This window comes from Salegentibacter salinarum (assembly GCF_900168115.1).
GTDB lineage: Bacteria > Bacteroidota > Bacteroidia > Flavobacteriales > Flavobacteriaceae > Salegentibacter > Salegentibacter salinarum.
This window is the reverse complement of record NZ_FUZC01000001.1, coordinates 24,184-47,573: the sequence shown is the minus strand read 5'-3', so window position 1 is coordinate 47,573 and position 23,390 is coordinate 24,184. Positions and strand designations below refer to the sequence as shown.

Below are 23,390 nucleotides of genomic sequence, written 5' to 3'. Positions count from 1 at the left end.
TTGAATTCAAATCTTATTTTATGGCTACAAGACATAACTGGACAAAAGAAGAAATCCTCGAAATATATAACAAACCTTTAATGGAGCTGCTTTACGAAGCGGCTACAATTCACCGTGAACATCACGACCCTAACACGGTACAGGTTTCAACTTTACTTTCTATAAAAACCGGGGGTTGCCCCGAAGATTGTGGCTATTGCCCACAGGCAGCGAGATACCATACCAATGTAGAAGGTAACGACCTTATGAGCGTAAACCAGGTGAAAGCCCAGGCTTTGCGCGCAAAAGCCTCTGGAAGTTCACGTGTTTGTATGGGCGCGGCCTGGAGAAATGTAAAAGATGGGGAAGAATTTGATTCGGTTTTAGAAATGGTGAGAACCATTAATAAACTTGATATGGAAGTATGTTGCACCTTGGGAATGATTACTGAAAACCAGGCGCAGCGACTTGCAGAAGCAGGTTTGTATGCTTACAATCATAATTTGGATTCTTCAGAAGAATATTATAAAGAAGTGATTTCTACACGCGGATACCAGGATAGATTAGATACCATCGGAAACGTTAGAAAAACCAACGTAACAGTTTGTAGCGGCGGAATTATAGGAATGGGCGAAAGTGCAGACGATCGCGCCGGAATGTTGGTTGCTTTATCTACTTTAAGTCCGCAGCCGGAATCTGTGCCGATTAATGCTTTAGTTCCTGTTGAAGGAACTCCAATGGAAGAGCAGGAGCCGGTTTCTATCTGGGAAATGGTAAGAATGGTAGCAACCGCCAGAATTGTAATGCCTGAAACGCAGGTAAGACTTTCTGCCGGAAGAACGCAAATGAGCAGGGAAGGACAGGCTATGTGTTTCTTTGCCGGGGCAAATTCGATCTTTGCCGGCGATAAATTGCTTACCACTCCAAATCCTGATGTAAGTGAGGATATGGAATTGTTTAAATCTTTAGGTTTGAATCCGCAAAAAGCATTTGAGAAAAAAGAACAGCCAAAAAGTGTTTCAGCTGAAGAATCTCAGTATCAGAATTTAGGCGAAAAACCAAAATGGTCAAGACCGGGACATAAAATTGAGCGTAATTTAGAGGCACAGCAAAAGCGAAAAGCCAAGGCGTAAAAATTCATAATATTGAAACTGAATCTGCAAGACATACCGCGGGTTAAAGCACTTTCAAAAGAAGATTTTTTGAAAGATTATTTTATTCCCGAAAAACCGGTTGTTTTTGAAGAACTTTCAGCCGACTGGCCGGCAACCAAGAAATGGGATTTTGATTATTTTCGTGAAAAAGCCGGGGATGTTGTAGTGCCGCTTTATGATGGAACACCTGCAAAAGGCAGGCAAAGTTCTCACGGTCCTGCAAAGAAGATTCCTATGCGGGAATACATAGATATTCTTGAAAATGGTCCTACAGATCTTAGGATGTTCTTCTTTAATCTGCTGCAAAATTGTCCCGAGTTTATCGAAGATTTCCAATATCCTGACCTTGGTGTGAAATTCTTTAAAAAACTGCCAGTGTTATTTGTAGGTGGTGAAGGCAGTAGCGTGGTGATGCATTATGATATGGATCTCGCTAATAATTTTCATTTTAATTTTATAGGTGAAAAAAGAGTGATTTTATACCCACCGTCTGAATCGAAATTTTTGTATCATGTACCGCATTCCATAGTTAGTATGGAAATAATTAATATGGACAATCCAGATTTTGAAAAGTATCCTGCACTCGCCGGGGCAAAAGGCTTGGAAGCCCAGTTAAAACACGGGGAAGCACTTTATATTCCCAGTAAATGGTGGCATTATATAAAATATGAAACTGCCAGTTTATCAATGACCTTAAGGTCTTTACCTCAAAAGCCTGGCCGTATTGCCCAAGTGCTTAAAAATTTAATTATTACCCGAAATTATGACAATTTAATGCGTAAGATTAAAGGTCAGGATTGGATAGATTATAAAAATAGAAAAGCGATTGAAAACACGCACAGAAGTGCCGGAATTGAATGATGAAGAACGAAGAAAGCTTACATTTAGAACCTATACCAAGGCTCAAGAATATTTCTAAGAAAGAATTTTTAGAAAATTATGTTAGGCCACAAAAACCTGTGGTAATAGAGAATTTGACAGACGACTGGCCGGCTAAACAAAGATGGAATTTAGATTATATTAAAGAAGTGGCGGGGGAAAAAGTGGTGCCGCTTTATGACGATCGCCCAATAAATTCAAAACAGAAATTTAACGAGCCCCATACCGAAATGAAGATGGCAGATTATATAGATCTGCTCAAATCCCGGCCTACCAATTACCGTATTTTTCTCTATCATTTGTTGAAAGAAGTGCCCTCTTTACAAAAAGATTTTAAGTTTCCAGATCTTGGAATTCGCTTTCTCAAGCAGCTGCCAACCTTATTTTTTGGTGGAGAGAATTCTAAAGTGTTTATGCACTACGATATTGATTTTGCCAATATTCTTCATTTTCATTTCCACGGAAAAAAGCGCTGTATAATTTATCCGCCTACCCAGACCAAATATCTTTATAAAGTTCCGCATGCTTTAATTTCCCGGGAAGATATAGATTTTAATAAACCCGATTTTGATAAATTTCCCGTGCTTAAAAAAGCAAAAGGTTATGTAACCGAATTAAACCACGGCGAAGCTTTATACATGCCCGAAGGTTACTGGCACCAAATGACTTACCTGACGCCCGGTTTTTCTATGAGTTTAAGGGCTACTCCACGCACAATTACCAATTTCTCTAAAGCGGTTTATAACTTGGTGGTAATGCGTAATTTTGATAATTATATGCGGAAATTAAAAGGGCAGAAGTGGATAGATTATAAAAATGAAGAGGCTGTTAAACGAACGCATAAAAGGAATAAGGTTTGATTAAAAAAATTTCTTGATTTTTCTTCGTTGCGAGAAGATGGCAACCCACGGGGCAATCTTTTTTAGTAATGCAATCAATTTATTTAAAACAATAGATCGCAGCGCTTCGTTCCTTCACGCGCGCTTACGTTTCTATAGGTATGTATTCGAATAATCTACCTGAGCTACTCTAATAACTCGTTTGTTGTTTCATACACCAAATTACTTTCATAGCCTTTTCGAAGCAGGAAATCGGCTAATTTGCGTTTCTTTTTGAATTTTTCGGTTTCTGTGATGAGCCTGAGTTTCTTTTCAGCCTGTTCGTATAAAGTTGCGGTGTATTTTTGCTGATCTATTTCGGTAAGCGCGATTTTGATAATGGGGGCGGAAATTTCTTTAAATTTCAGTTCCTGTTTGATCTTGATCTTTCCCCATTTTTTTATCCTGAATTTCCCCCGAACAAAACTACGCGCGAACCGTTCTTCATTTAAAAAATTTTCCTGCATCAATTCCATAATAATTTGCTCCTGGGCAGCGGGGATCATATTCATTTCTCTCAGTTTTTCTTCTACTTCTTTATGGCAACGATCACGGTACGCGCAAAACTGCATCAGTTTTATGGTTGCTTCTTTTACGGTATAAGATTGTTGAGATTCTTTCAAGATCTATAGTTCACAGTTTGAGGTTCAAAAATAACTTAAAAATCAGGAATTTTGCTAGAAGAGTAAGGAGTAAAATTTCAGAATAGGGCATAAAAAAACGCCTTCCGAATTAACGAAAGGCGTTTATTTTAAAGGATTTCATTTCCTTCTTTATCGTGAAAATGATATTCCATGTACGTGTAAGCGTCTCTTGGTAAAATTTTAACCCAGCGCTTATGGTCTAAAAACCATTGGGAGCGGGGAGATGGAAAGCCTTTAGTTAAAAAGGCTGCAATAAATGGGTGCGCACTCAAAGTGATCTTTTTATGATCTTTCTTTATGAGTTTTTCGAGGTCGGTTTTTATTTTGTTTATTAAAAGTATTGGTGCTTCAATTTCACCAGTTCCGTTAGGATTGTCCTCCCGGGTTTTAATATTCATTTCCGGCCTTACGCGTTGTCTTGTAATTTGTATCAACCCGAATTTACTCGGTGGCAAAATTTTATGTTTTGCACGGTCGTCACTCATTTCGTTTCTAAGGTGATCAAACAGGGTTTTGCGGTTTTCGGCTTTACCCATGTCTATGAAGTCTACCACGATTATGCCGCCCATATCACGCAATCTTAATTGCCGGGCTATTTCTGTGGCGCTAATCATGTTCACCTCTAATGCAGTATCTTCCTGGTTTCTGGATTTGTTAGAACGGTTACCACTATTTACGTCTATAACGTGCATAGCCTCTGTGTGTTCTATTACCAGGTAGGCGCCTTTGCTCATAGAGACGGTGCGCCCAAATGAAGTTTTTATTTGTCTTTCGATACCGTATTTTTCAAAAATTGGAACATTAGATTGATATAACTTAACAATCGATTCTTTACTCGGGGCGATTTCGCCCACATAGTCTTTAATTTGTGTATAAAGCGTTTCGTCGTCTACAGTAATAGAAGTAAAAGAGTCATTAAAAATGTCTCTCAACAGGGAAGATGCCCTGTTTAATTCTCCCAGAACTTTAGAGGGATGATGTGGCTTATACATCTTTTTGCACATTCCTGTCCAGCGATCCATCAAATTTTGAAGATCTCTGTCTAGTTCTGCTACTTTTTTGCCTTCGGCTACGGTTCTTACAATAATCCCAAAACCTTTGGGTTTAATGCTTTTTACCAATCTTTTTAACCGGTCTTTTTCTTCTTTGCTTTCAATTTTTTGTGAAACTGAAATTCTATTAGAAAAAGGCACCAGTACAATATAACGACCCGCAATAGAAAGCTCTGAGCTTATCCTGGGGCCTTTGGTAGAAATAGGTTCTTTTACAACCTGAACCAATAGCGACTGATTTGACTTTAAGACATCTGTTATAACGCCGTCCTTGTCAATATCCTTTTCGAATGTAAAATTCTTTAAGGAATAATCTTTTAATTTACCTGTGCTTACACGTTTTATGAACTTAAGCATAGAAGATACCTGGGGGCCAAGATCGTGATAGTGTAAAAAACCATCTTTCTCGTAACCAACATTTACAAATGCTGCATTTAACCCTGGTACAGCTTTTCTAATTTTAGCAATAAAAATATCGCCAACATTAAATTTGTTGCTGTCTTCTTCCTTGTTGAGTTCAATAAGTTTTCCATCTTTTTGTAAGGCAAAATCTACAGCAGAGGTTCCGGACCGTATAATTAATTCTTTGTCCACTCTATTAGATTTTTGTCCCGAATAAGTCGGGATGGATTAAACATTATTTTATCACAGGTTTTTTAATCCTGAAGAAACCCTAAAACTTGTTAGGTAATAAGCAGGGTTTCAATTTCAATGAACGTTTTAAATAAAAAAAGTAGTATGAAACTACTTTTTCTTGTGGCGGTTAGCTCTGTTTCTTTTTTTACGCTTGTGCGTAGCTACCTTATGTCTTTTTCTTTTTTTACCACTTGGCATAGTGTTACTTTTTAATTAATAATTTATTTTATGAAGAAACTGGGCTTCAGTTTCAAATTACTTAACTTCAACGTTAGTTTTAACTCCTTCAACAAAAATCTTGGCAGGTTTAAAAGCCGGGATGTTGTGGGCTGGAATCTTAATGGTAGTGTTTTTAGAGATATTTCTTCCGGTTTTTTCGGCTCTTGTTTTTACAACAAAGCTTCCGAAGCCTCTTAAATATACGTTGTCTCCACTTTCTAATGAAGTTTTAACCTCATCCATGAAGGTTTCAATAGTAGCTTGAACATCACCTTTTTCCATTCCTAATTTTTCTGAGATGTTCGCTACAATATCTGCTTTCGTCATTTTCGTGCTATTTAATATTATAAATTGGGATTTCTGTTTTTTCAAGGGCGCAAATATAAGAATTAAATCTACAATATTTCAAGCCTAATTCATTAAATAATAACGGAATAAACTTTTAATATTGCACCAAGTCTATTTTATATATGGTATTCTCTAAAGTGTTGATTGATTGGTATTTAAAAAATAAGCGCGAATTACCATGGCGCAAAACCAGCGATCCTTATCATATTTGGCTGAGTGAAATTATGTTACAGCAAACTAGAATAGAACAGGGTTTGCCTTATTATATGCATTTTACAAGCGCGTTTCCCAGCGTTTTCGATTTAGCTGAAGCTTCGCAGGAAAAGGTGCTAAAACTATGGCAGGGTCTGGGATATTATTCCCGCGCCCGTAATCTTCACGAAACCGCTAAATATGTTGCGGAAGATTTAAATGGCATTTTCCCAGACTCATACAAAGAGCTCAAAAAACTAAAAGGTATTGGCGATTATACCGCGGCGGCCATTGCTTCAATTTGCTATAATGAACCTGTTGCGGTGGTAGATGGCAATGTTTACAGGGTTTTAGCTCGTTTTTTTGATATTGAAACCCCTATAAATTCCTCTGCAGGAATTAAGGAATTTAAAGCCCTGGCTTCTGAATTGTTGGATGAAAAAGATCCATCCAGTTTTAACCAGGCTTCAATGGAATTCGGGGCGCTTCAATGTAAACCCAGAAACCCGCTTTGTGAAACATGCCCTTTAAGTTTGGGTTGTTTGGCGTTGCAGAAAAATAAAATTCAGGAATTACCGGTTAAACTGAAAAAAGCCAAAGTAAAGAAGCGCTACTTTAATTATTTAGTAGTTTTTTCTGAAGAAAATAAAACGCTACTTCAGCAAAGAACAGGAAAGGGAATTTGGAATGGTTTATATGAATTTCCTTTAATAGAAACTGAAGAACCGGTAAGCGAAGGCGCTTTTCCTTCCGTAGAAAAAATTAATGAAATTCTTGGTGAGCAGGAATTGTCATTAGAACTTCACAACAAAAAACCGGTGGTTCATAAACTTTCCCATCAACATATTTATACTCATTTTTGGTGGGTTAAGGCTGAAAAAGTTGGGAAAGAGGGAATTCCTGTAAAAAATGTAAAAGATTATCCGGTGCCGGTTTTAATTGCTAATTTCCTTGAAGAAACGGCGCTGGAAACCTATTCCTTATAAATTGTTTAAAGTTTTATAGAGTTTAGCTTTATTTAGCAATAAATTTTTCAGTATTTTAGGGTGTAAATTAATAGCCATTTTGGGCTCAAAAATAATTAATAGAGATGACAGGTACATTAAACAAAGTAATGCTAATTGGGCATACGGGAGACGACGTGAAAATGCATTATTTTGAAGGCGGTGGCGCTATTGGGCGATTTCCACTGGCTACCAACGAGACTTATACAAACCGCACAACCAACGAGCGCGTTACCAATACCGAATGGCACAATATTGTGGTGCGTAATAAAGCAGCCGAAATTTGCGAGAAATACCTTAAAAAAGGCGACAAGGTTTTTATAGAAGGTAGAATTAAAACCCGTAAATGGCAGGATGACCAGGGAAATGACCGTTACACCACAGAAATCCAGTGTACGGAGTTTACATTTTTAACTCCAAAAGGAGAGAGCGAAGGCGGTGGAAATATGCAACAGCAAAATTCCCCTGTTCAAAATCAACAAAACACGTCTAAAAATAATAATTTTGCCGATCAGTCTATGGCAAAAGAAGAAGAGGAAGACGATTTGCCTTTTTAAGTTTAATTAAAACCCTGTCATTTGGATTCAGAACCTCCCAGTTTACTTTTGTTTTGGGCCACTTTTGATTTTACGCAGCTAATTAGCTATTTAGTTTTATTGCTGCTTTTGCTTTGTTCTGCCTTAATTTCTGGCGCCGAAGTTGCTTTCTTTTCATTAACTCCCGCCGATGTAATCACCGAAGACGGGAAGCGTAGCAAATCTCAACAAATTGTGGTTAATCTTTTAGATAAACCAAAAAAGTTGCTGGCTACTATCCTGGTTGCAAATAATTTTATAAACATAGCCATTGTATTGTTGTTTGACAGTCTGGCCGACAGGCTTTTTGGTGAGATGAATACCGTACTTTATGGCATTAACTTCAAATTTTTAATTGAAGTTGGGGTAATCACTTTTATTATTCTCCTATTTGGTGAAATTCTTCCTAAAGTTTATGCCAGCAGAAATAACGTGCTTTTTTCAAACTTTATGGCGCGGCCATTGAACTTTCTGGATACTATTTTTACGCCATTAAGCGGGCCAATGCGAGCGGTTACCATTTTTATGCATAGCCGTCTTGGTAAGCAAAGATCTTTTATAAGTATAGATCAATTATCGCAGGCTCTGGAGCTTACCAGTGAAGAAGATACCACGCAGGAAGAGCAAAAAATCCTGCAGGGAATTGTGTCTTTTGGAAATACCGATACCAAACAGGTGATGCGCCCAAGGATGGATATTTTTGCTTTAAATGAAAACCAGACTTATAAAGAAATTATTCCCGAAATTATAGACCGGGGATATTCTAGGATTCCGGTTTATCGTGAAAATATAGATAATGTAATTGGCATTTTATACGTAAAAGATTTGTTGCCCTATATAGATGAAAATTCTTTTGAATGGATCAGTTTGTTACGCGAGCCTTATTTTGTTCCCGAAAATAAAAAGCTGGACGATTTGCTGAACGATTTTAAAACCAAAAAGAATCATTTGGCGATCGTAGTAGACGAATATGGAGGTACCAGCGGACTTATCTCTTTGGAAGATATTATTGAAGAAATAGTGGGTGACATTAGCGATGAATTTGATGATGAAGATTTGGTCTACTCCAAACTTGATGAAAACACCTATGTTTTTGAAGGAAAAACTCCGTTAAAAGATTTCTATAGAATTGTTAAAATTGAAGATCCTCTTGCTTTTGAAGAGCGAAAAGGCGAAGCCGATACCCTTGCAGGATTTTTATTGGAAATTTCAGGCGGTTTTCCAAAGAAAAATGATGTGATTTACTTTTTGAATTATAGTTTTACGGTAGAAGTTTTAGACAATAAACGTCTTAAACAGATTAAAATGAATATTTCTCCGGTTAGTTGAAGTAAAATGTGATATGAAGGGATTTCTGGTAATTATATTGGTTTTAATGCTCGTAAGTTGCGGTGAGGAAGATTCCACTCCCAAGCCCCGTGCCTTTCTTTCGCTTAATTATCCAGAAGCTAAATATGAAGCTACCAATTTTAATTGCCCTTATAATTTTGAAATTAATAGCCTGGCCGAAGTTAAAGCTTCACGAAATAATATTCCGTGTTGGATAGATTTAGAGTATAAAGATTTAAACGGGACCATTTTTATCACGTATCAGGAGGTTAATAATAACCTGGATTCGTTGCTGGCTGATGCACAGAAATTACCGCTACAACATACCATAAAAGCTGATGCGATTGAAGGGGATGTCTATACCAATGAAATTCAGAACGTCTACGGGATGTTTTATCAAGTTTCGGGTGATGCGGCTTCCCAGGCGCAATTTTATCTTACCGATAGCGTAAATCACTTTGTAACGGCTTCAGCTTACTTCAGGACGAAACCCAATTACGATTCTATTATTCCTGCTGCCGATTATCTTAAAAAGGATATGAAACATATGATTGAAAGCTTCCGCTGGGAAAATTAATCTATGCGAAACCGGGTGGTTAAAAAAATCAATTAAAATTAATCTCTACTTTTCTTTTCTACTCTAAAGGAATAACGATTTTTGCAGCTTAAAATCGATAGAATATGCCATTAGAGAAATTAAAATGGGTCTACCTCATTTTGCTATCCATTGTTTGGGGAAGTTCCTTTATTCTTATAAAAAAGGGCCTGGTAGGTTTGTCTGCCATAGAAGTAGGTTCTTTTAGAATAATATTTGCCGCTGTTTTTCTAATACTTATTGGTTTTAAATCTATAATGAAGATTAAGAAATCCCAGTGGAAGTGGATGTTGTTAGTAGGTTTTTTGGGGAATTTCTTTCCGGTTTATCTCTTTTCTTTCGCTGAAACCGAAATTGACAGCGCAGTAGCTTCCATCCTGAATGCAACGACTCCTTTAATGACACTTATTTTTGGAGCAATGTTCTTTAAGGCAGTGTTTAATCAGAATAAAATAATTGGGGTGGCTGTTGGTTTATTGGGAACTGCCGGACTTATTTTAAGCGGTGCCAGTATAAACCCAGACCAGAATTACCTTTATTCGCTTTTAGTGATCATAGCGGCTTCCTGTTATGCAATGAATGTGAATATACTCAAAACCCATATGAGTGGTATTAGTCCGCTGGGTATTGCGGCGGGTAGTTTTACCGTCCTTCTAATTCCAACGTTGATGATTTTATTATTTTCAGGATTTTTTGAAAAAGATCTTTCCAATATCGTGCTTCATCATTCTATAGGCTATGTTGCTATTTTGGGAGTGATTGGAACAGGAGTGGCAATGATAATTTTTAATAAACTGGTGCAGATTTCAGATCCGGTTTTTACTACTTCGGTGACTTATACCATTCCGGTTGTAGCTTTAGGTTGGGGAATTTTGGATGGGGAAGTATTTAGTGCCTGGCAGTTGCTCTCAGCCTTTGTTATTTTAATAGGCGTGTTTATTGTAAATCGTTCTAAAAAAGTGTTTTCTAAGTTCAGAAAACAGGCTACTTAAATTAAGTAAGAACTTTTATAAAATAAAAGAACCGACCGTCGCTGGCCGGTTCTTTCTAACATTAATAAAAAATCTACTCTTGAAAATCTTCAGCTGAAACACCTTCGTTAACAAGGATTTCAGTAATATCAAATTCAAACGTTTGTGGGCCCGCGGCCTGGGTCATTTTAAAAGGAAATTTTACTCCTTCTACTTCCTGGTAGTCGCTATATCCTGTTGGGATAGACATTGTTTGTCCAGCCTGGGATATAGTTTGAACAGTTTGCATTTTTAGACCGCTGTCTACATTGTAGTAAGCTTTGTAATTATTACTAAGAGCAACAACATAAGCATCAGTGCCTTCAACGCTTTCAATTCCTTCTAAAGTGGCATCACCAACTTCTAATTCCGGAAATGGATTGGCGTCTATTCTTGCAGTTTTAATTTGATCTTCGGTATAAGGGATTTTTTGCCCCTGTGCCATTACAAATCCTGATTCACCATCAAATACCTGCTTGCTCATTACATTTCCGCCTACAGATACTTCTTGGTTTAACTTGCTGTCCGTCGTTCTTTTTAAAGTAAGGTTTAAAGCCATTCCCTGTACGCTGGCTTTAGCTTTCATAACCACACTTTCTACCTTTTCAACTGCATCGCGGCCTCCAATAGCTTCAATATAGTCTGAATAAACTTTTTCTACAGTTACAGAAGCGTCAACTTCTTTTGCTTGATGTTTTTCAACTTCTTCGCCTAGTTTATTATAATATTTAACCGGAATTGTTTTCCCGTCAAATTCTATTTTTTCCAGGTTTTCAGCAATTTCAGAAGCTTTTCCTGCAACAACAATTCTCATATTATCGGTTCGATAATATTTGTTGGCTACACGTTGAATATCTTCTGCAGCTACTGCGTTTATTTTTTCAAGGAAAGTTTCATAAAAATTATCATCTAAATCGTTCGTCTTTATGTTAAGTGCATAGTTTGCGATAGTAGATGGTTGTTCTAATCTTAATACGAAATCTCCAGCAAATTTACTTTTTGCATTTTCAAGCATTTCAGCATCTACAGGCTCTGTTTTAATTCTTTTTATCTCTTTTAAAGATTCTACAATGGCACTGTCAGTTACTGCATTTCTTACACTTGCCTGAGCCACAAATCTCGAAGCGTATTTATCTGCTCCTGTGCTTGTTCTTGCTCCATAGGTATAACCTTTGTCCTCACGTAGGTTCATATTAAGGTAACTTCCAAAGCTACCTCCAAGAATTTGGTTTGCTACTAAAACAGGGAAATAATCTTCATCTGACATTTCCAGATCTATCGTGTTTTGAAGTATTAATTCGCTCTGTACCGCATTTGGCATATCTACCAGGTTGATTTGAGTTTCATCAACATTGGTAACTTCTGGCAAATCCTGTTCATTCGGTGAACCGGCTTCCCAACTTCCAAAGTTTTTTTCAACTAAGTCTTTTACTTCAGAAGTTTCAACATCTCCCACAACAACAAGGTAAGCATTAGCGGGCTTAAAGTAACTGTTGTAGAATTTCTCAATATCTTCAAGGCCAACTTTTTCAGTATTTTCTACAGTGGCAAACTCACCATACGGATGATTAGCTCCGTAAGCTAAAGCCGAACTTACGCGGTTTGCGATAGAGCCTACATCTTTATTGATAGATTTTAAACTTTCAATTTGTTTATTCTTTTCTGCGTCAAATTCTTCCTGCGTGAATTTTGGTCTTAGAGCACCTTCGGCCATAAGCTCCATAACTCTTGGAAAAAACTTTGAAAGCGAACTTGCATACACTCTTTCGGCTCCAAAATTAATATTGGCTCCTAAGAAGTCTATTTCCTCGTTAAAATCATCTTTAGACATATTCTCTGAACCCGTTCCCATTAGGGAAGAAACCAGGTCTGCGGTAGCCGGTTTTTCTTCAGCGTGAGGTTTGTTGTCTATAATTAAAGAAGCAGAAACTCTTGGTAATTTATGGTTTTCTACTACCAAAACTTTTAAGCCGTTATCTAGCGTAAATTCATCTGGCTGCCCCAGGTTAATCTTTGGCGCCGGTCCCGCTTCCGGTTGTTTAGAACGGTCTACCTGCGCAAGTGCCGCTGTGGTCAAAAAGCAGGCTATAAATAATGTGAGTATATTAAATTTCATTCTATATGTTTTTTATATTATTCCTTTTCGCTTTCTGGAAGGTAATCTAACTCTAAACGTTGGTTTTCGTTAAGATATTCATTGGCTACCCTTTTAATATCTTCTCTTGTAATGTCTCGGTAGATTTCAATCTCTTCGTTAATAAGATCTGTATCCCCGTAAAGTACATTGTATGTAGCAAGTGAAGCAGCGATTCCCTGAATACTACTGTTAGAATTTACAAAACGGTTTTCAAATTTGTTTTGAAGTTTTTGATATTCTTTTTCAGAAATTAATTCGTTTTGAAGTTTGTCGATTTCTTCATCCATTGAAACTGCAAGAGTATCTAAAGGAGTTTCGCCTAAAGCAAGCGCACCCATTACATAAGTTCCGTAATCTTCCTGGGATCTTGGGAATGCCAATACCTGAAGCGCTGTTTTTTCTTCATCTACCATCTTTTTGTACATTCTGGAACTTCTTCCATCTGTAAGAATAGAAGAGATCATATCAAGAATATAAGCATCTTTTTCTTTCATAGAAGGAGTACGGTAAACAAATAATTTTGCCGGAATTTGAATATTGCTATCATATTCAGTTGCGGTAATGGTTTCGGTAATTGGATCCTCTTCGACTGAAACTCTTTCCACCTCGTTTCCTTCAGGAATTTCAGCAAAATACTTTTCAATCATTTCTTTGGTTTCATCAATTTCAATATCACCAGCCACAACTAAAGTAGCGTTGTTTGGGCCGTAATATTTATCAAAGAAAGCTTTAAATTCGTCCAACTCGGCAGCATCAAGGTCTTCCATTGTACCAATAACTGAATTTTTGTAAGGATGTTTATCAAAAACGTATTTATTGATGCCTGTAGAATAAATAATCTTTCCGTAAGGAGCGTTATCTATACGAGAACGTTTCTCTTCTTTTACTACTTCGTTTTGAGTTTCTACCCCGATATCATTAATAACTGGGTGTAACATCCTTTCCGATTCCATCCATAAACCCAATTCTAGGTTGTTAGAAGGGAAGGTTTCGTAGTAATAAGTACGGTCTTGAGTGGTGTTGGCATTATTGCTGCCACCATTTGCGGCCACAATATCAAACCATTTTCCACGCTCAATGTTCTCGGTACCTTCAAATAAAAGGTGTTCAAAAAAGTGAGCAAAGCCAGAACGACCATCTTCTTCGTCTTTAGCTCCTACGTGATACATCACTCCCACAGTAGCTACAGGCGCCGTGTTATCCTGATGTAAAATTACGTGTAATCCGTTGTCCAGGTCGTATTCGGTAAATTCTACCTCCTGGGCAATTCCTGCTGCGCTACAAACTAATGCAAAGGCAGCCATCTTTAAGTTTTTAATCATTTTTTAATAGATTTTTCATTAATGCATTGTATTAGTATTTGAATATCGTATTTTGTTACGGATAAATTGATAATAATAAAGAAATTACAGTATTTGTGCGAATAGTGTCAAAATTAACAAGCTATTAAGCTAAAAACCGGCACTTTTTTTAGAAATTTACTTTTGAAGTAATACGGTTTGAGGGACCGGGACTGGCATTTATCAATTTTATAACTGGTAAATGTGAGGAAAGTTCTTTAACCTACAAATCGTTTAATAAATAAACACCAACCAAAAGCTATGAAGAATTTTAGTGTTCCAATTAAATACAGTCTTATAATCGCAGTAGGGCTTATTGTGTATTTTTTAATTCTATCACTCTTTAATTTACATATTTATCCGTTGTTCAGTTTATTTAACGGGGTGATTATGGCTATAGGAATGTGGCTGGCTTTAAAAGCATATAGAAGTTCCAAAGGTGCAAAATTTAAATATCAGAAGGGCTTTATGGCGAGCTTGCTTACCGGCTTTAATGCCACTATTTTATTTACCATTTTTTTTGCTTTATATGCTACAGAGTTAAACCCAGATTTTTTAAATAATCTTATAAATATGTGGCGTACGGATTACGGAACCGATATTGGAATCGTACTTTTTGTTGTGGCGATTATGGGATTTGCTACCAGCCTGGTGCTTACTTTAGCTTACATGCAATTGTTTAAAAAATCCTGGAATACCAAAGAAGGACAGGAACATACCTATTAAAGTTTTTTAGGCTTTGTGAATTAATTAATTAGAAGTATATTTGCACCCGCTTGCGAAAAAAGTAAGCGTAAATTTTTAGCATAAATTAATTAATCACAACACTATGTATGCAATTGTAGAGATAGCAGGGCAGCAATTTAAAGTTGCAAAAGACCAGAAGGTGTTTGTTAACCGTCTAAGCGGAGAAGAAGGAGACAGCGTTTCTTTTGACAAAGTTCTTCTTACCGGAGATGGTGACAGCATAAACCTTGGCGCCCCGGCTATAGATGGTGCTCTTGTAGGAGCAAAAATCACCCGTCACCTTAAAGGAGACAAAGTAATTGTTTTCAAAAAGAAAAGACGTAAAGGTTACAAAAAGAAAAACGGTCACCGTCAATCTTTAACCGAAATCGTAATTGAAAGCATCGATGTAAAAGGTGGAAAGAAAGCTGCTTCAACTAAAAAAGAAGAAGCACCTAAGAAAGAAGCCAAAACTGATAGTAAATCGGAAGATTTAAATCAATACACCGTAGCTGAATTAAAAGAGATGGCTAAGGAGAAAGGTCTTGAAGGCTACTCTTCTATGAAGAAAGCTGAATTAATTGAAGCTTTAAGTTAAATATTAATCTACTTAAAACTAAAGTAAAATGGCACACAAAAAAGGAGTCGGTAGTTCCAAGAACGGTAGAGAGTCAGAATCCAAACGCTTAGGCGTGAAAATTTTTGGCGGTCAGGCAGCCGTAGCCGGAAACATCATTGTTAGACAAAGAGGTACTGCACATAATCCAGGTGATAATGTGTATGCCGGGAAAGATCATACTTTACACGCTAAAGTTGACGGTCTTGTGAAATTTTCTAAGACAAAGAATAATAAATCTTACGTTTCTATAGAACCGTTTGAAGCATAATTCTTAAACTCTTTATTGAGACAAAGAATTATTCTTAGAATTATACTAAAACCCCTTCCGAAATTCGGAAGGGGTTTTTTTGTATCTTTAATGTAGACTCTAAGTTTTATGTTATGAAATATATAGACGTTTTTCGCACCTCAGACCGCAATGAACATTCTATCATTAAAAATCTTTTTGATGATGAAAAATTAGATTACAGGTCTTACGGTGAGGCTACAGATAATGCCACCAATATTGGAGCCCTCGGTAACGACGGACTTAGAATTGAAGTAGCGGAAAGCGACAGGGAAAAAGCAACTGAAATTATTAGAAGAAGTGGTTTTCTGGGCCAAAGTCATAATATATCAAATCCCAAAAGAACAAAACCTCAAGTAGGTAAATGGGTATTTGTCTTGCTCGCCGCGCTGGTAGTACTTATTGCTATTATTTTCTTTGTCTGGTTTATGAGCGGGAATTAGAGAAGATATTGGTTAAAACTTGCTTAGATTCTGAAACAAGGATGACGTTTACTCGATAATCGAGATTTAAATGCTCCGGGCGCTTGCCTCCAAAATTATTCAATGTTCCTAAGGAATGCCTCGTGAGTTTGCTCCGAGGTAGTTTACTAAATAAAAAGACCTCACAGGTTTTGGAAACCTATGAGGTCTAAATTTTTAAAAAGAGATTTCCGCCTTCACGGAAATAACCTTATTAATATCTGTAATATTCAGGCTTATATGGGCCTTGTACTTCAACTCCAATATATTTAGCCTGGTAATCTTTAAGTTCGGTTAATTCTACCCCGATTTTTTCCAGGTGAAGTTTAGCAACCTTTTCATCTAAATGCTTAGGGAGCATATAAACTTCATTTTCGTATTTCTCAGAATACTTCCAAAGTTCAATTTGTGCCAAAGTTTGGTTGGTAAAAGAATTACTCATTACAAAGCTTGGGTGGCCTGTTGCACAACCAAGATTCACCAAACGACCTTCAGCTAATAGAATAATATCTTTTCCGTCAATAGTATATTTATCAACCTGGGGTTTGATTTCATCTTTAGAATTACCGTGATTGTTATTCAACCAGGCAACATCAATTTCATTATCAAAATGCCCAATATTACAAACAATGGTTTTGTCTTTCATCGCTTCAAAATGCTCTCCTCGAACTATGTCTTTATTTCCTGTAGTAGTAATTACAATATCAGCTTTTGGAAGTACAGTTTCAAGTTTTTTCACTTCGAACCCGTCCATTGCAGCTTGTAAAGCACAAATTGGATCGATTTCTGTAACGGTCACAATAGATCCGGCGCCTTTGAATGAAGCGGCAGTTCCTTTTCCAACATCTCCATAACCACAAACCACAACACGTTTTCCAGCAAGCATAACATCAGTAGCGCGACGAATAGCATCAACTGCACTTTCACGACATCCATATTTATTGTCAAACTTAGACTTGGTAACGGAATCGTTCACGTTAATAGCCGGCATTACCAAAGTTCCGTTTTTCATTCTTTCGTAAAGTCTGTGAACTCCGGTAGTGGTTTCTTCTGAAAGTCCGCGGATTCCCTCGGCAAGCTCCGGGTACTTATCAAAAACCATATTGGTAAGATCGCCACCATCGTCAAGGATCATATTCAACGGCTCGCGCTCTTCACCAAAAAACAGGGTTTGTTCTATACACCAGTTAAATTCTTCCTCGGTCATTCCTTTCCAGGCGTAAACGGGAATTCCAGCGGCAGCAATTGCAGCTGCAGCGTGATCTTGTGTAGAAAAAATATTACAAGAGCTCCAGGTTACATCGGCCCCTAAAGAAATAAGCGTTTCAATAAGTACTGCAGTTTGCACGGTCATGTGAAGACATCCGGCAATTCTGGCTCCTTTTAATGGTTGTTCATTTTTATATTCTTCACGCAGGGACATTAATCCCGGCATTTCAGCTTCGGCGAGTTCAATCTCTTTTCTTCCCCAATCGGCCAGGGAAATATCCTTAACTTTATAAGCGGTATACGGCACTGTTTTAGTCGACATATTATTATATTTGAATATTAGCAATTTTTTGTCTCACAAAAATAAGGAATCTATAACAAACCTACATGCCACTTTACAAAACAATAACAGTAAACCCGCATACTAAAGTCTTCATTTGGAAGGTAGAAGAGCCGTTTAAAAAACTAAGCGAAGGGATAGAATTAACCGAACATTGTAAAAACCGCGTAAACGGAATGAAATCTGAAATTCACCGTCGCGGATTTATGAGTATTCGCCATTTAATGGCCGAAGCCGGTTATGTAGACCAGGATTTGTTTTATGACGATTTAGGAAAACCGCATTTAAAAAACGGAAAAAACATTTCAATCACTCATTCTTTCAATTTTACCGCTATTGTTTTAAGCGATGAAAAAGTGGGGATAGATATTGAGAAGCGCCGTGATAAAATCCTCAAAATTGCCAATAAATTTACGCCGCTTAGCGAATATCATACCGTGGCAAATGAAGAAGCTTTAATAAGAAAACTCACCATTGTGTGGGGCGCCAAAGAATCTATTTATAAAATGTATGCTGAACCCGGACTTGGTTTTTTGCAGCATATTAATGTAACGGATTTTGATTTTGACGATGCTGAAACTACGGCTAAAGTTAACTTTAAGGGGAAAGAATCTTTTTATGAAATGAAATTCCTGGAATTTGAAGGTTTTACCTGCGTTTATGGCTGGGAAGAATCTCGAAAATCCGAAAATTAATGCGGAAATTTTATACTGAAATTTCCCTGGCTGCCACCAATGGAAAAAAGCAACTGGCCATCCTAGTTGACCCCGATAAATTTATTGAAGCTGAAACAGGATTTTATCTAAAAAAATTACCAAAAGAAACTACACATATTTTCGTTGGAGGTAGCACCGTTGATAAATCTAAAACCGAAAAAACTGTACATGCGATTAAAGTTGAAACCGATTTACCGGTAATCCTGTTCCCGGGAGATTATTCCCAAATTACAGAAATAGCAGACGCTTTGCTTTTTCTAAGCCTTATTTCCGGAAGAAACCCTGAATATTTAATCGAGCAGCAGGTGAAATCTGTAGAAAAATTAAAGAATAGTAAATTAGAAATTATTCCCACAGCCTATATATTAATAGATGGCGGGAAAGAATGTGCGGTGCAACGGGTAAGTGGTACAAAACCAATTCCGCAATCCCAGGTTGAAACCATTGTGAATACAGCTTTGGCGGGAGAGTTTTCGGGAAAAAAGCTTATTTATTTAGAAGCAGGAAGTGGAGCCGATTTCCCGGTTTCAGAAGAAATTATTGCCGAGGCTAAAAAAGCGCTCACAATTCCTTTAATTGTAGGTGGCGGAATTCGTAGTTTGGAGCAACAAAATAAAGCCTACAAAGCCGGCGCCGATATGATAGTGATGGGAACTCATTTTGAAACTAATTAAGCGTCATTCTGAATTTATTTCAGAATCTAATTTGTTTTAAATCGGGTATGGTTTAGTGAGAAAAATAAAACACAAAGGCTAAATTGTAATGTCAAGTTCCATAATAGTAAATTCAAAACTTTAAATTTGGCTTCCCGGTGGGTTGAATTATTATTCGTGCATTCGTGTCCTAAATCAAATTAAAATGAAAATTTCAGTAGAACTTACATTGAGTCCGTTGCAGGACGATTTTGAACCTAAAATCATTGATTTCATTAAAAAGTTAAGGGCTTCCGGATTAATCGTCAAGGAAAATCCACTAAGCACACAGGTTTATGGAGATTATGATGAGGTTATGAGCATACTGAATTCAGAAATAAAAGAGGTATTTGAAGCTATAGACCGCGGACTTGTCTATATGAAAATTGTAAAATCTGATCTTAGCGACTATGCAGCCGATTTTTGATTTTTTCTTTGATCAGTATTACGGGTATTCTACTTTATTTATTATCCTGGAAGTCATTGCGGTGATTTTCGGTTTTCTTTCGGTTATTTATTCCAAGCAAAACAACATTCTGGTTTACCCTACCGGCATTATAAGCACCACCATCTTTGTTTATTTGCTCTGGCAATGGGAATTGCTGGGCGATATGATGATTAATATCTATTATTTTTCAATGAGTATTTATGGTTGGTATATTTGGACGCGAAAAGTAGATGAGGAACATTACACGCCCATTACCAACACTACCCGAAAGGAGAACTGGCAAAGTTTATTTATTTTTATTGCCACCCTCATTTTTGTATTCGCGGTGTATGAATTTTTTGACAAATGGAACACCTGGACCGCTTATGTAGACACGTTTACCACCGCCATTTTTTTCGTGGGAATGTGGCAAATGGCCAATAGAAAAATTGAAAACTGGATTTTCTGGATTATTGGTGATGTTATTTCGGTGCCGCTCTATTTTTATAAAGGTTTTACTTTAACGGCTATTCAATATTTTGTTTTTACTATAATCGCTATTTACGGCTATAAAGCATGGCAGAAAAACTTGCGCAACGACCTTCGTCCGTCTTAAAAGTGGTTCTTTTTGGACCAGAATCTACCGGAAAAACAACCCTGACAGAAATGCTGGCAAAGCATTATAATACACTTTGGGTAGCAGAATTTATGCGTGATTATCTTCAGGAAAAATGGGATAAAGAGCAAAAGGTTTGCGAACCAAAAGATATGATTCCCATTGCTGAAGGCCAAATGAAACGTGAAAATGAACTCATCCAAAAAGCTAATAAACTACTAATTAGTGATACCGATCTTTTAGAGTTAAAGGTCTATTCTGAAGCGTATTACGATGGTTTTTGCGATCCTCAACTTCTTAAACATGCGTTAAACAACCTTTACGATTTGTACTTTTTAACGTATATTGACGTACCGTGGACGCCCGATGACCTTCGGGATAAACCAGAAGACCGTATTGGGATGTTTAAAAGGTTTGAAACTGCACTTAAAAACAGTAAAAAACCTTACGTAATTCTAAAAGGAGATTTAGATGATCGTTTTAAAACTGCGGTAAAGAAAATAGACGAACTTTTAAAAAACAAATAGACGTGGAGTTTAGCGAAATAGACATTTTGCAAATTGAGGAAAAAGGATTATCAACCCAGGAGGTTGAAAGACAAATCCAAATATTTGAAAGAGGAAATATAAAAGTAGATATTCAAAAGGCGGCAACCGTGGGTAATGGAATTTTCGCCTATTCTGTTGAAGATCAAAAAAAGTATATTCAAACATTTGAAGATCAAAAAGAACATTTAGACCTTCTAAAATTCGTACCCGCTTCCGGTGCGGCAACACGAATGTTTAAGGCGTTTCACAACTTCGCCAATGAATTTGATCCTGGAAATGAAGGCTTACGTGATTATTTAGACAGGAAAGAAGATAAGAGCCTGCAGTTGTTTTTTGAAAAAATGGATAAACTTCCATTTTACGAAACAGCATTTAAAAAAGCGAACGAGAACCATCCTGATTTTTCAGAAAAATCTAACGACGAGAGACAACTAATTTTGGTTAAAACCATGTTATATGAAAACGGACTTGGATTAAGCGATTTGCCAAAAGGTTTGGTTCCTTTCCACCGATATAGCGATTATACTGCTACCGCATTTGAAGAGCATTTACATAGTGCGGCAAAATATCTTTCGGTAAACGGTGTAACAAAACTACATTTTACCGTTGCTGAAGGTGATAAAGAAAAATTTGAAAAAGAATTTGAAAATATTAAGGAAAGGGTAGAAGAGGCTCATGACACTAAATTTGATATTTCTTATTCTTACCAGGATCCAAAAACCGATACGATTGCGGTAGATAAAGAAAATGATCCCTTTAGAGATGAAGATAACAGGATTTTCTTTAGACCCGGCGGGCATGGTGCATTAATAGAAAACCTGAATAAGCAGGAATCCGATCTTATATTTGTGAAGAATATAGACAACGTAGTGGTCAATACCAATTTGCCTAAAGTGGTAGAGATGAAAAAAATGCTGGGCGGCAAATTAATAGCATTACAAAACCAGGTATTTGAATATATGCAAAACCTGGATGGCGGGAATAATTCGGAAGCTAAATTAGATGAAATTGCTGAATTTTTGGAGAATGAACTTTTTGTAAAAGTAACTTCTTCTTTCAACAAATTCACCGGGGAAGAAAAAACCCAATATTTGTGTAAAAAATTAGACCGCCCCTTAAGGGTTTGCGGAATGGTGATGAACGAAGGTGAGCCCGGTGGTGGACCGTTCCTGATTAAAAATGAAGATGGCGAAATCTCGCTTCAAATTATTGAAGGTGCACAAATAGATAAAAATAATTCAGAACAATTAGAGATTTTGAATAATTCCACACATTTTAATCCGGTAGATATTGTGTGCAGTCTCAAGAACCACAAAGGAGAAAGTTTTGATCTTCATAATTACGTAGATAAAAATATGAGTTTTATCGCTGATAAAACCAAAGACGGAAAACCTTTAAAAGCCCTGGAACGGCCGGGCTTATGGAATGGTGGGATGGCTTACTGGAATACGGTTTTTGTAGAAGTTCCGGTAGAAACCTTTAACCCGGTAAAAACCGTTGCAGATCTTCTAAAACCTTCTCACCAGACCAAATAATTTAGTTTTGGACGAGCAACAAATAACACGGGAACTTAGTTTTAAAGCCGTGCGTAGCTCCGGTGCCGGCGGCCAACACGTGAATAAAACTTCCTCTAAAGTTGAACTTTATTTTGATTTAGAAGCTTCAGAAGGAGTTTCAGAAGAAGAAAAACAGCGGTTAATTAAAAAACTGGATTCCCGTTTAACTAAAGAGAACCTATTAATTCTGCATAGTGAAGAAAGTAGAAGTCAGCATAAAAATAAAGAACTGGTGATTTCTAAATTCTTTGACTTACTTCGCGAAAATATTAAGAAACCAAAACCAAGAAAGAAAACAAAACCTAGTAAAGCGGCAAAACTAAAACGCCTAAAAGCGAAAAAGATCAATGCCGAAAAGAAAGCCAGAAGAAATGATCCTTTAAAATAAGCGGGATGTTTTTCTACAGAAGTGTAGAAAAATTCTACATTAATTTACCTGCTTTTGGGGAATATCTAAAATGCTTAATAATTAAAATGTTAATTTCCAATAGATTAAAAACTCGGAGTTTAACTGGTATAATTTTTTATATACACCTATTGCTAAATTAATATTAAATATAGCAGCTTAAGATACTGTTGTATAATTTAGATTTTCGGAGAAAAAGAGACCTTAGGGTCTCTTTTTTTTGTTTCAAAAAAGCAGTAATTCTACATTTCTACATAATGTTCTCTTAAAAACCACATTTTTCTACATAACAAATTCCCAATTTAATCCTTATGAATTTATCAAACACCTTATAATCAATTGGTTAGTTTATTTTGTGAGACTTTGGTATAATTATTCCTTTGTACCTATCATATTTAAACCACAAACTTAAAACCTTATAATTATGAAAAAGTTAGGATTAACCTTAATGGCTGTGGCCGGAATGTTTTTATTCAGTCAAAATGCACAAGCTCAGGTTGAAGAGCCGGAAGAAATGGAGCAAATTGAAGGTGTAGAAGAAGCTCAGGAAACTAAAGACGATTATAAAGAAGTAGATGTCCTTGCACTTCCGCAAGCAATTAAAGATGCAGTAATGACCGATATGAACGGAGCTGTTGCTGAAGAAGCCTGGGTAAAAGAAAAAGAGGGTAAGAAAGTATATAAACTATCACTTAATGTAGATGGTGAAAAGAAGAAAGCTTACATCGATGCTGAAGGAAACTGGATCGAGAAAGAAGACAAATAGATTGACTAACTACTAACTAACCTTAGATTTCCGTTGGATAAATTTACCCTA

Annotated in this window: 26 protein-coding genes; 20 read left to right on the top strand and 6 right to left on the bottom strand. The window is 36.8% G+C overall.

What is annotated here, in order from left to right:
* The first annotated feature begins 20 nt into the window (after positions 1–20).
* Genes bioB through B5X53_RS00240 form a run of 3 tightly spaced genes read left to right on the top strand, consistent with a single transcriptional unit; the run spans position 21 to position 2,872 of the window.
* A complete protein-coding gene (gene bioB / locus B5X53_RS00250) occupies positions 21–1,112 on the top strand; it encodes a biotin synthase BioB (RefSeq protein WP_079711223.1) in 1,092 nt (363 codons plus the stop codon).
* A 12-nt stretch (positions 1,113–1,124) separates the two neighbouring features.
* The gene (locus B5X53_RS00245) at positions 1,125–1,994 is read left to right on the top strand and encodes a cupin-like domain-containing protein (protein WP_079711222.1); all 870 of its coding nucleotides are present in this window, start codon (positions 1,125–1,127) and stop codon (positions 1,992–1,994) included.
* The gene (locus B5X53_RS00240; RefSeq protein WP_079711221.1) at positions 1,991–2,872 is read left to right on the top strand and encodes a cupin-like domain-containing protein; all 882 of its coding nucleotides are present in this window, start codon (positions 1,991–1,993) and stop codon (positions 2,870–2,872) included. The genes B5X53_RS00245 and B5X53_RS00240 overlap by 4 nt, the downstream gene beginning before the upstream one ends.
* Positions 2,873–3,036: 164 nt before the next feature.
* On the opposite strand, the gene B5X53_RS00235 is transcribed toward B5X53_RS00240, so the two are convergent.
* From B5X53_RS00235 to B5X53_RS00225, 3 genes are all read right to left on the bottom strand, one after another.
* The gene (locus B5X53_RS00235; RefSeq protein WP_079711220.1) at positions 3,037–3,516 is read right to left on the bottom strand and encodes a regulatory protein RecX; all 480 of its coding nucleotides are present in this window, start codon (positions 3,514–3,516) and stop codon (positions 3,037–3,039) included.
* 125 nt (positions 3,517–3,641) lie between these two features.
* Positions 3,642–5,180, bottom strand: a complete 1,539-nt coding sequence (locus B5X53_RS00230; protein WP_079711219.1) for an Rne/Rng family ribonuclease — start codon at positions 5,178–5,180, stop codon at positions 3,642–3,644.
* A 297-nt stretch (positions 5,181–5,477) separates the two neighbouring features.
* Positions 5,478–5,786: an HU family DNA-binding protein gene (locus B5X53_RS00225; RefSeq protein ID WP_255351554.1), complete on the bottom strand. Its 309-nt coding sequence runs from the start codon at positions 5,784–5,786 to the stop codon at positions 5,478–5,480.
* A gap of 125 nt (positions 5,787–5,911) precedes the next feature.
* Here B5X53_RS00225 and mutY point away from each other — a divergent pair, with 125 nt between their 5' ends.
* The 5 genes from mutY to B5X53_RS00200 all read left to right on the top strand — a co-directional run bounded on the left by mutY (position 5,912) and on the right by B5X53_RS00200 (position 10,476).
* Positions 5,912–6,967: an A/G-specific adenine glycosylase gene (mutY, locus tag B5X53_RS00220; RefSeq protein ID WP_079711218.1), complete on the top strand. Its 1,056-nt coding sequence runs from the start codon at positions 5,912–5,914 to the stop codon at positions 6,965–6,967.
* Between the two features lie 104 nt (positions 6,968–7,071).
* Positions 7,072–7,542: a single-stranded DNA-binding protein gene (locus B5X53_RS00215; RefSeq protein WP_079711217.1), complete on the top strand. Its 471-nt coding sequence runs from the start codon at positions 7,072–7,074 to the stop codon at positions 7,540–7,542.
* Positions 7,543–7,563: 21 nt separating this feature from the next.
* Positions 7,564–8,889 (top strand): gliding motility-associated protein GldE, encoded by a 1,326-nt coding sequence (locus B5X53_RS00210; protein ID WP_079711216.1) that lies wholly within the window; start codon positions 7,564–7,566, stop codon positions 8,887–8,889.
* Positions 8,890–8,902: 13 nt separating this feature from the next.
* Complete coding sequence (gene gldD / locus B5X53_RS00205; protein ID WP_079711215.1) at positions 8,903–9,466, top strand: gliding motility lipoprotein GldD; 564 nt, start codon at positions 8,903–8,905, stop codon at positions 9,464–9,466.
* A gap of 104 nt (positions 9,467–9,570) precedes the next feature.
* Positions 9,571–10,476 carry a DMT family transporter gene (locus tag B5X53_RS00200; RefSeq protein WP_079711214.1) on the top strand — a complete coding sequence of 302 codons (906 nt, stop codon included), beginning with the start codon at positions 9,571–9,573 and terminating at the stop codon, positions 10,474–10,476.
* 73 nt (positions 10,477–10,549) lie between these two features.
* Here the strand turns inward: B5X53_RS00200 and B5X53_RS00195 are convergent, their stop codons facing one another.
* Both B5X53_RS00195 and B5X53_RS00190 read right to left on the bottom strand, forming a co-directional pair.
* On the bottom strand, positions 10,550–12,610 hold the full coding sequence (locus B5X53_RS00195) for a M16 family metallopeptidase (RefSeq protein ID WP_079711213.1): 2,061 nt from the start codon (positions 12,608–12,610) through the stop codon (positions 10,550–10,552).
* A gap of 17 nt (positions 12,611–12,627) precedes the next feature.
* Positions 12,628–13,935, bottom strand: coding sequence for a M16 family metallopeptidase (locus B5X53_RS00190; RefSeq protein WP_079711703.1), 1,308 nt, complete (start codon positions 13,933–13,935; stop codon positions 12,628–12,630).
* A 297-nt stretch (positions 13,936–14,232) separates the two neighbouring features.
* Between B5X53_RS00190 and B5X53_RS00185 the strand changes: the two genes are divergently transcribed.
* The 4 genes from B5X53_RS00185 (at position 14,233) to B5X53_RS00170 (ending at position 16,045) form a co-directional block, all read left to right on the top strand.
* A complete protein-coding gene (locus B5X53_RS00185) occupies positions 14,233–14,697 on the top strand; it encodes a DUF4199 domain-containing protein (RefSeq protein ID WP_079711212.1) in 465 nt (154 codons plus the stop codon).
* A 103-nt stretch (positions 14,698–14,800) separates the two neighbouring features.
* Positions 14,801–15,295 carry a 50S ribosomal protein L21 gene (gene rplU, locus B5X53_RS00180; protein ID WP_079711211.1) on the top strand — a complete coding sequence of 165 codons (495 nt, stop codon included), beginning with the start codon at positions 14,801–14,803 and terminating at the stop codon, positions 15,293–15,295.
* A 28-nt stretch (positions 15,296–15,323) separates the two neighbouring features.
* The gene (rpmA, locus tag B5X53_RS00175) at positions 15,324–15,584 is read left to right on the top strand and encodes a 50S ribosomal protein L27 (RefSeq protein ID WP_079711210.1); all 261 of its coding nucleotides are present in this window, start codon (positions 15,324–15,326) and stop codon (positions 15,582–15,584) included.
* 113 nt (positions 15,585–15,697) lie between these two features.
* Complete coding sequence (locus tag B5X53_RS00170) at positions 15,698–16,045, top strand: putative signal transducing protein (RefSeq protein ID WP_079711209.1); 348 nt, start codon at positions 15,698–15,700, stop codon at positions 16,043–16,045.
* A gap of 232 nt (positions 16,046–16,277) precedes the next feature.
* Here B5X53_RS00170 and ahcY read toward each other — a convergent pair whose 3' ends face one another.
* Positions 16,278–17,594: an adenosylhomocysteinase gene (gene ahcY, locus B5X53_RS00165; protein WP_079711208.1), complete on the bottom strand. Its 1,317-nt coding sequence runs from the start codon at positions 17,592–17,594 to the stop codon at positions 16,278–16,280.
* 65 nt (positions 17,595–17,659) lie between these two features.
* Here ahcY and B5X53_RS00160 point away from each other — a divergent pair, with 65 nt between their 5' ends.
* The 8 genes from B5X53_RS00160 to B5X53_RS00125 all read left to right on the top strand — a co-directional run bounded on the left by B5X53_RS00160 (position 17,660) and on the right by B5X53_RS00125 (position 23,339).
* Positions 17,660–18,307, top strand: a complete 648-nt coding sequence (locus B5X53_RS00160; protein WP_079711207.1) for a 4'-phosphopantetheinyl transferase family protein — start codon at positions 17,660–17,662, stop codon at positions 18,305–18,307.
* Positions 18,307–19,002 carry a phosphoglycerol geranylgeranyltransferase gene (locus B5X53_RS00155; RefSeq protein ID WP_079711206.1) on the top strand — a complete coding sequence of 232 codons (696 nt, stop codon included), beginning with the start codon at positions 18,307–18,309 and terminating at the stop codon, positions 19,000–19,002. The genes B5X53_RS00160 and B5X53_RS00155 overlap by 1 nt, the downstream gene beginning before the upstream one ends.
* A 184-nt stretch (positions 19,003–19,186) precedes the next feature.
* Positions 19,187–19,447 (top strand): YkoF family thiamine/hydroxymethylpyrimidine-binding protein, encoded by a 261-nt coding sequence (locus B5X53_RS00150; protein ID WP_079711205.1) that lies wholly within the window; start codon positions 19,187–19,189, stop codon positions 19,445–19,447.
* Complete coding sequence (gene pnuC, locus B5X53_RS00145) at positions 19,431–20,063, top strand: nicotinamide riboside transporter PnuC (RefSeq protein ID WP_079711204.1); 633 nt, start codon at positions 19,431–19,433, stop codon at positions 20,061–20,063. The genes B5X53_RS00150 and pnuC overlap by 17 nt, the downstream gene beginning before the upstream one ends.
* On the top strand, positions 20,024–20,590 hold the full coding sequence (locus B5X53_RS00140) for an AAA family ATPase (RefSeq protein ID WP_079711203.1): 567 nt from the start codon (positions 20,024–20,026) through the stop codon (positions 20,588–20,590). Before pnuC ends, B5X53_RS00140 begins: the two co-directional genes overlap by 40 nt.
* Positions 20,591–20,592: 2 nt before the next feature.
* A complete protein-coding gene (locus B5X53_RS00135; RefSeq protein ID WP_079711202.1) occupies positions 20,593–22,146 on the top strand; it encodes a DUF4301 family protein in 1,554 nt (517 codons plus the stop codon).
* A 7-nt stretch (positions 22,147–22,153) separates the two neighbouring features.
* Entirely contained in the window at positions 22,154–22,555 is a 402-nt protein-coding gene (gene arfB / locus B5X53_RS00130) for an alternative ribosome rescue aminoacyl-tRNA hydrolase ArfB (RefSeq protein WP_079711201.1), read from the top strand.
* Positions 22,556–22,997: 442 nt separating this feature from the next.
* The gene (locus tag B5X53_RS00125; RefSeq protein ID WP_079711200.1) at positions 22,998–23,339 is read left to right on the top strand and encodes a hypothetical protein; all 342 of its coding nucleotides are present in this window, start codon (positions 22,998–23,000) and stop codon (positions 23,337–23,339) included.
* Positions 23,340–23,390: the final 51 nt, after the last annotated feature.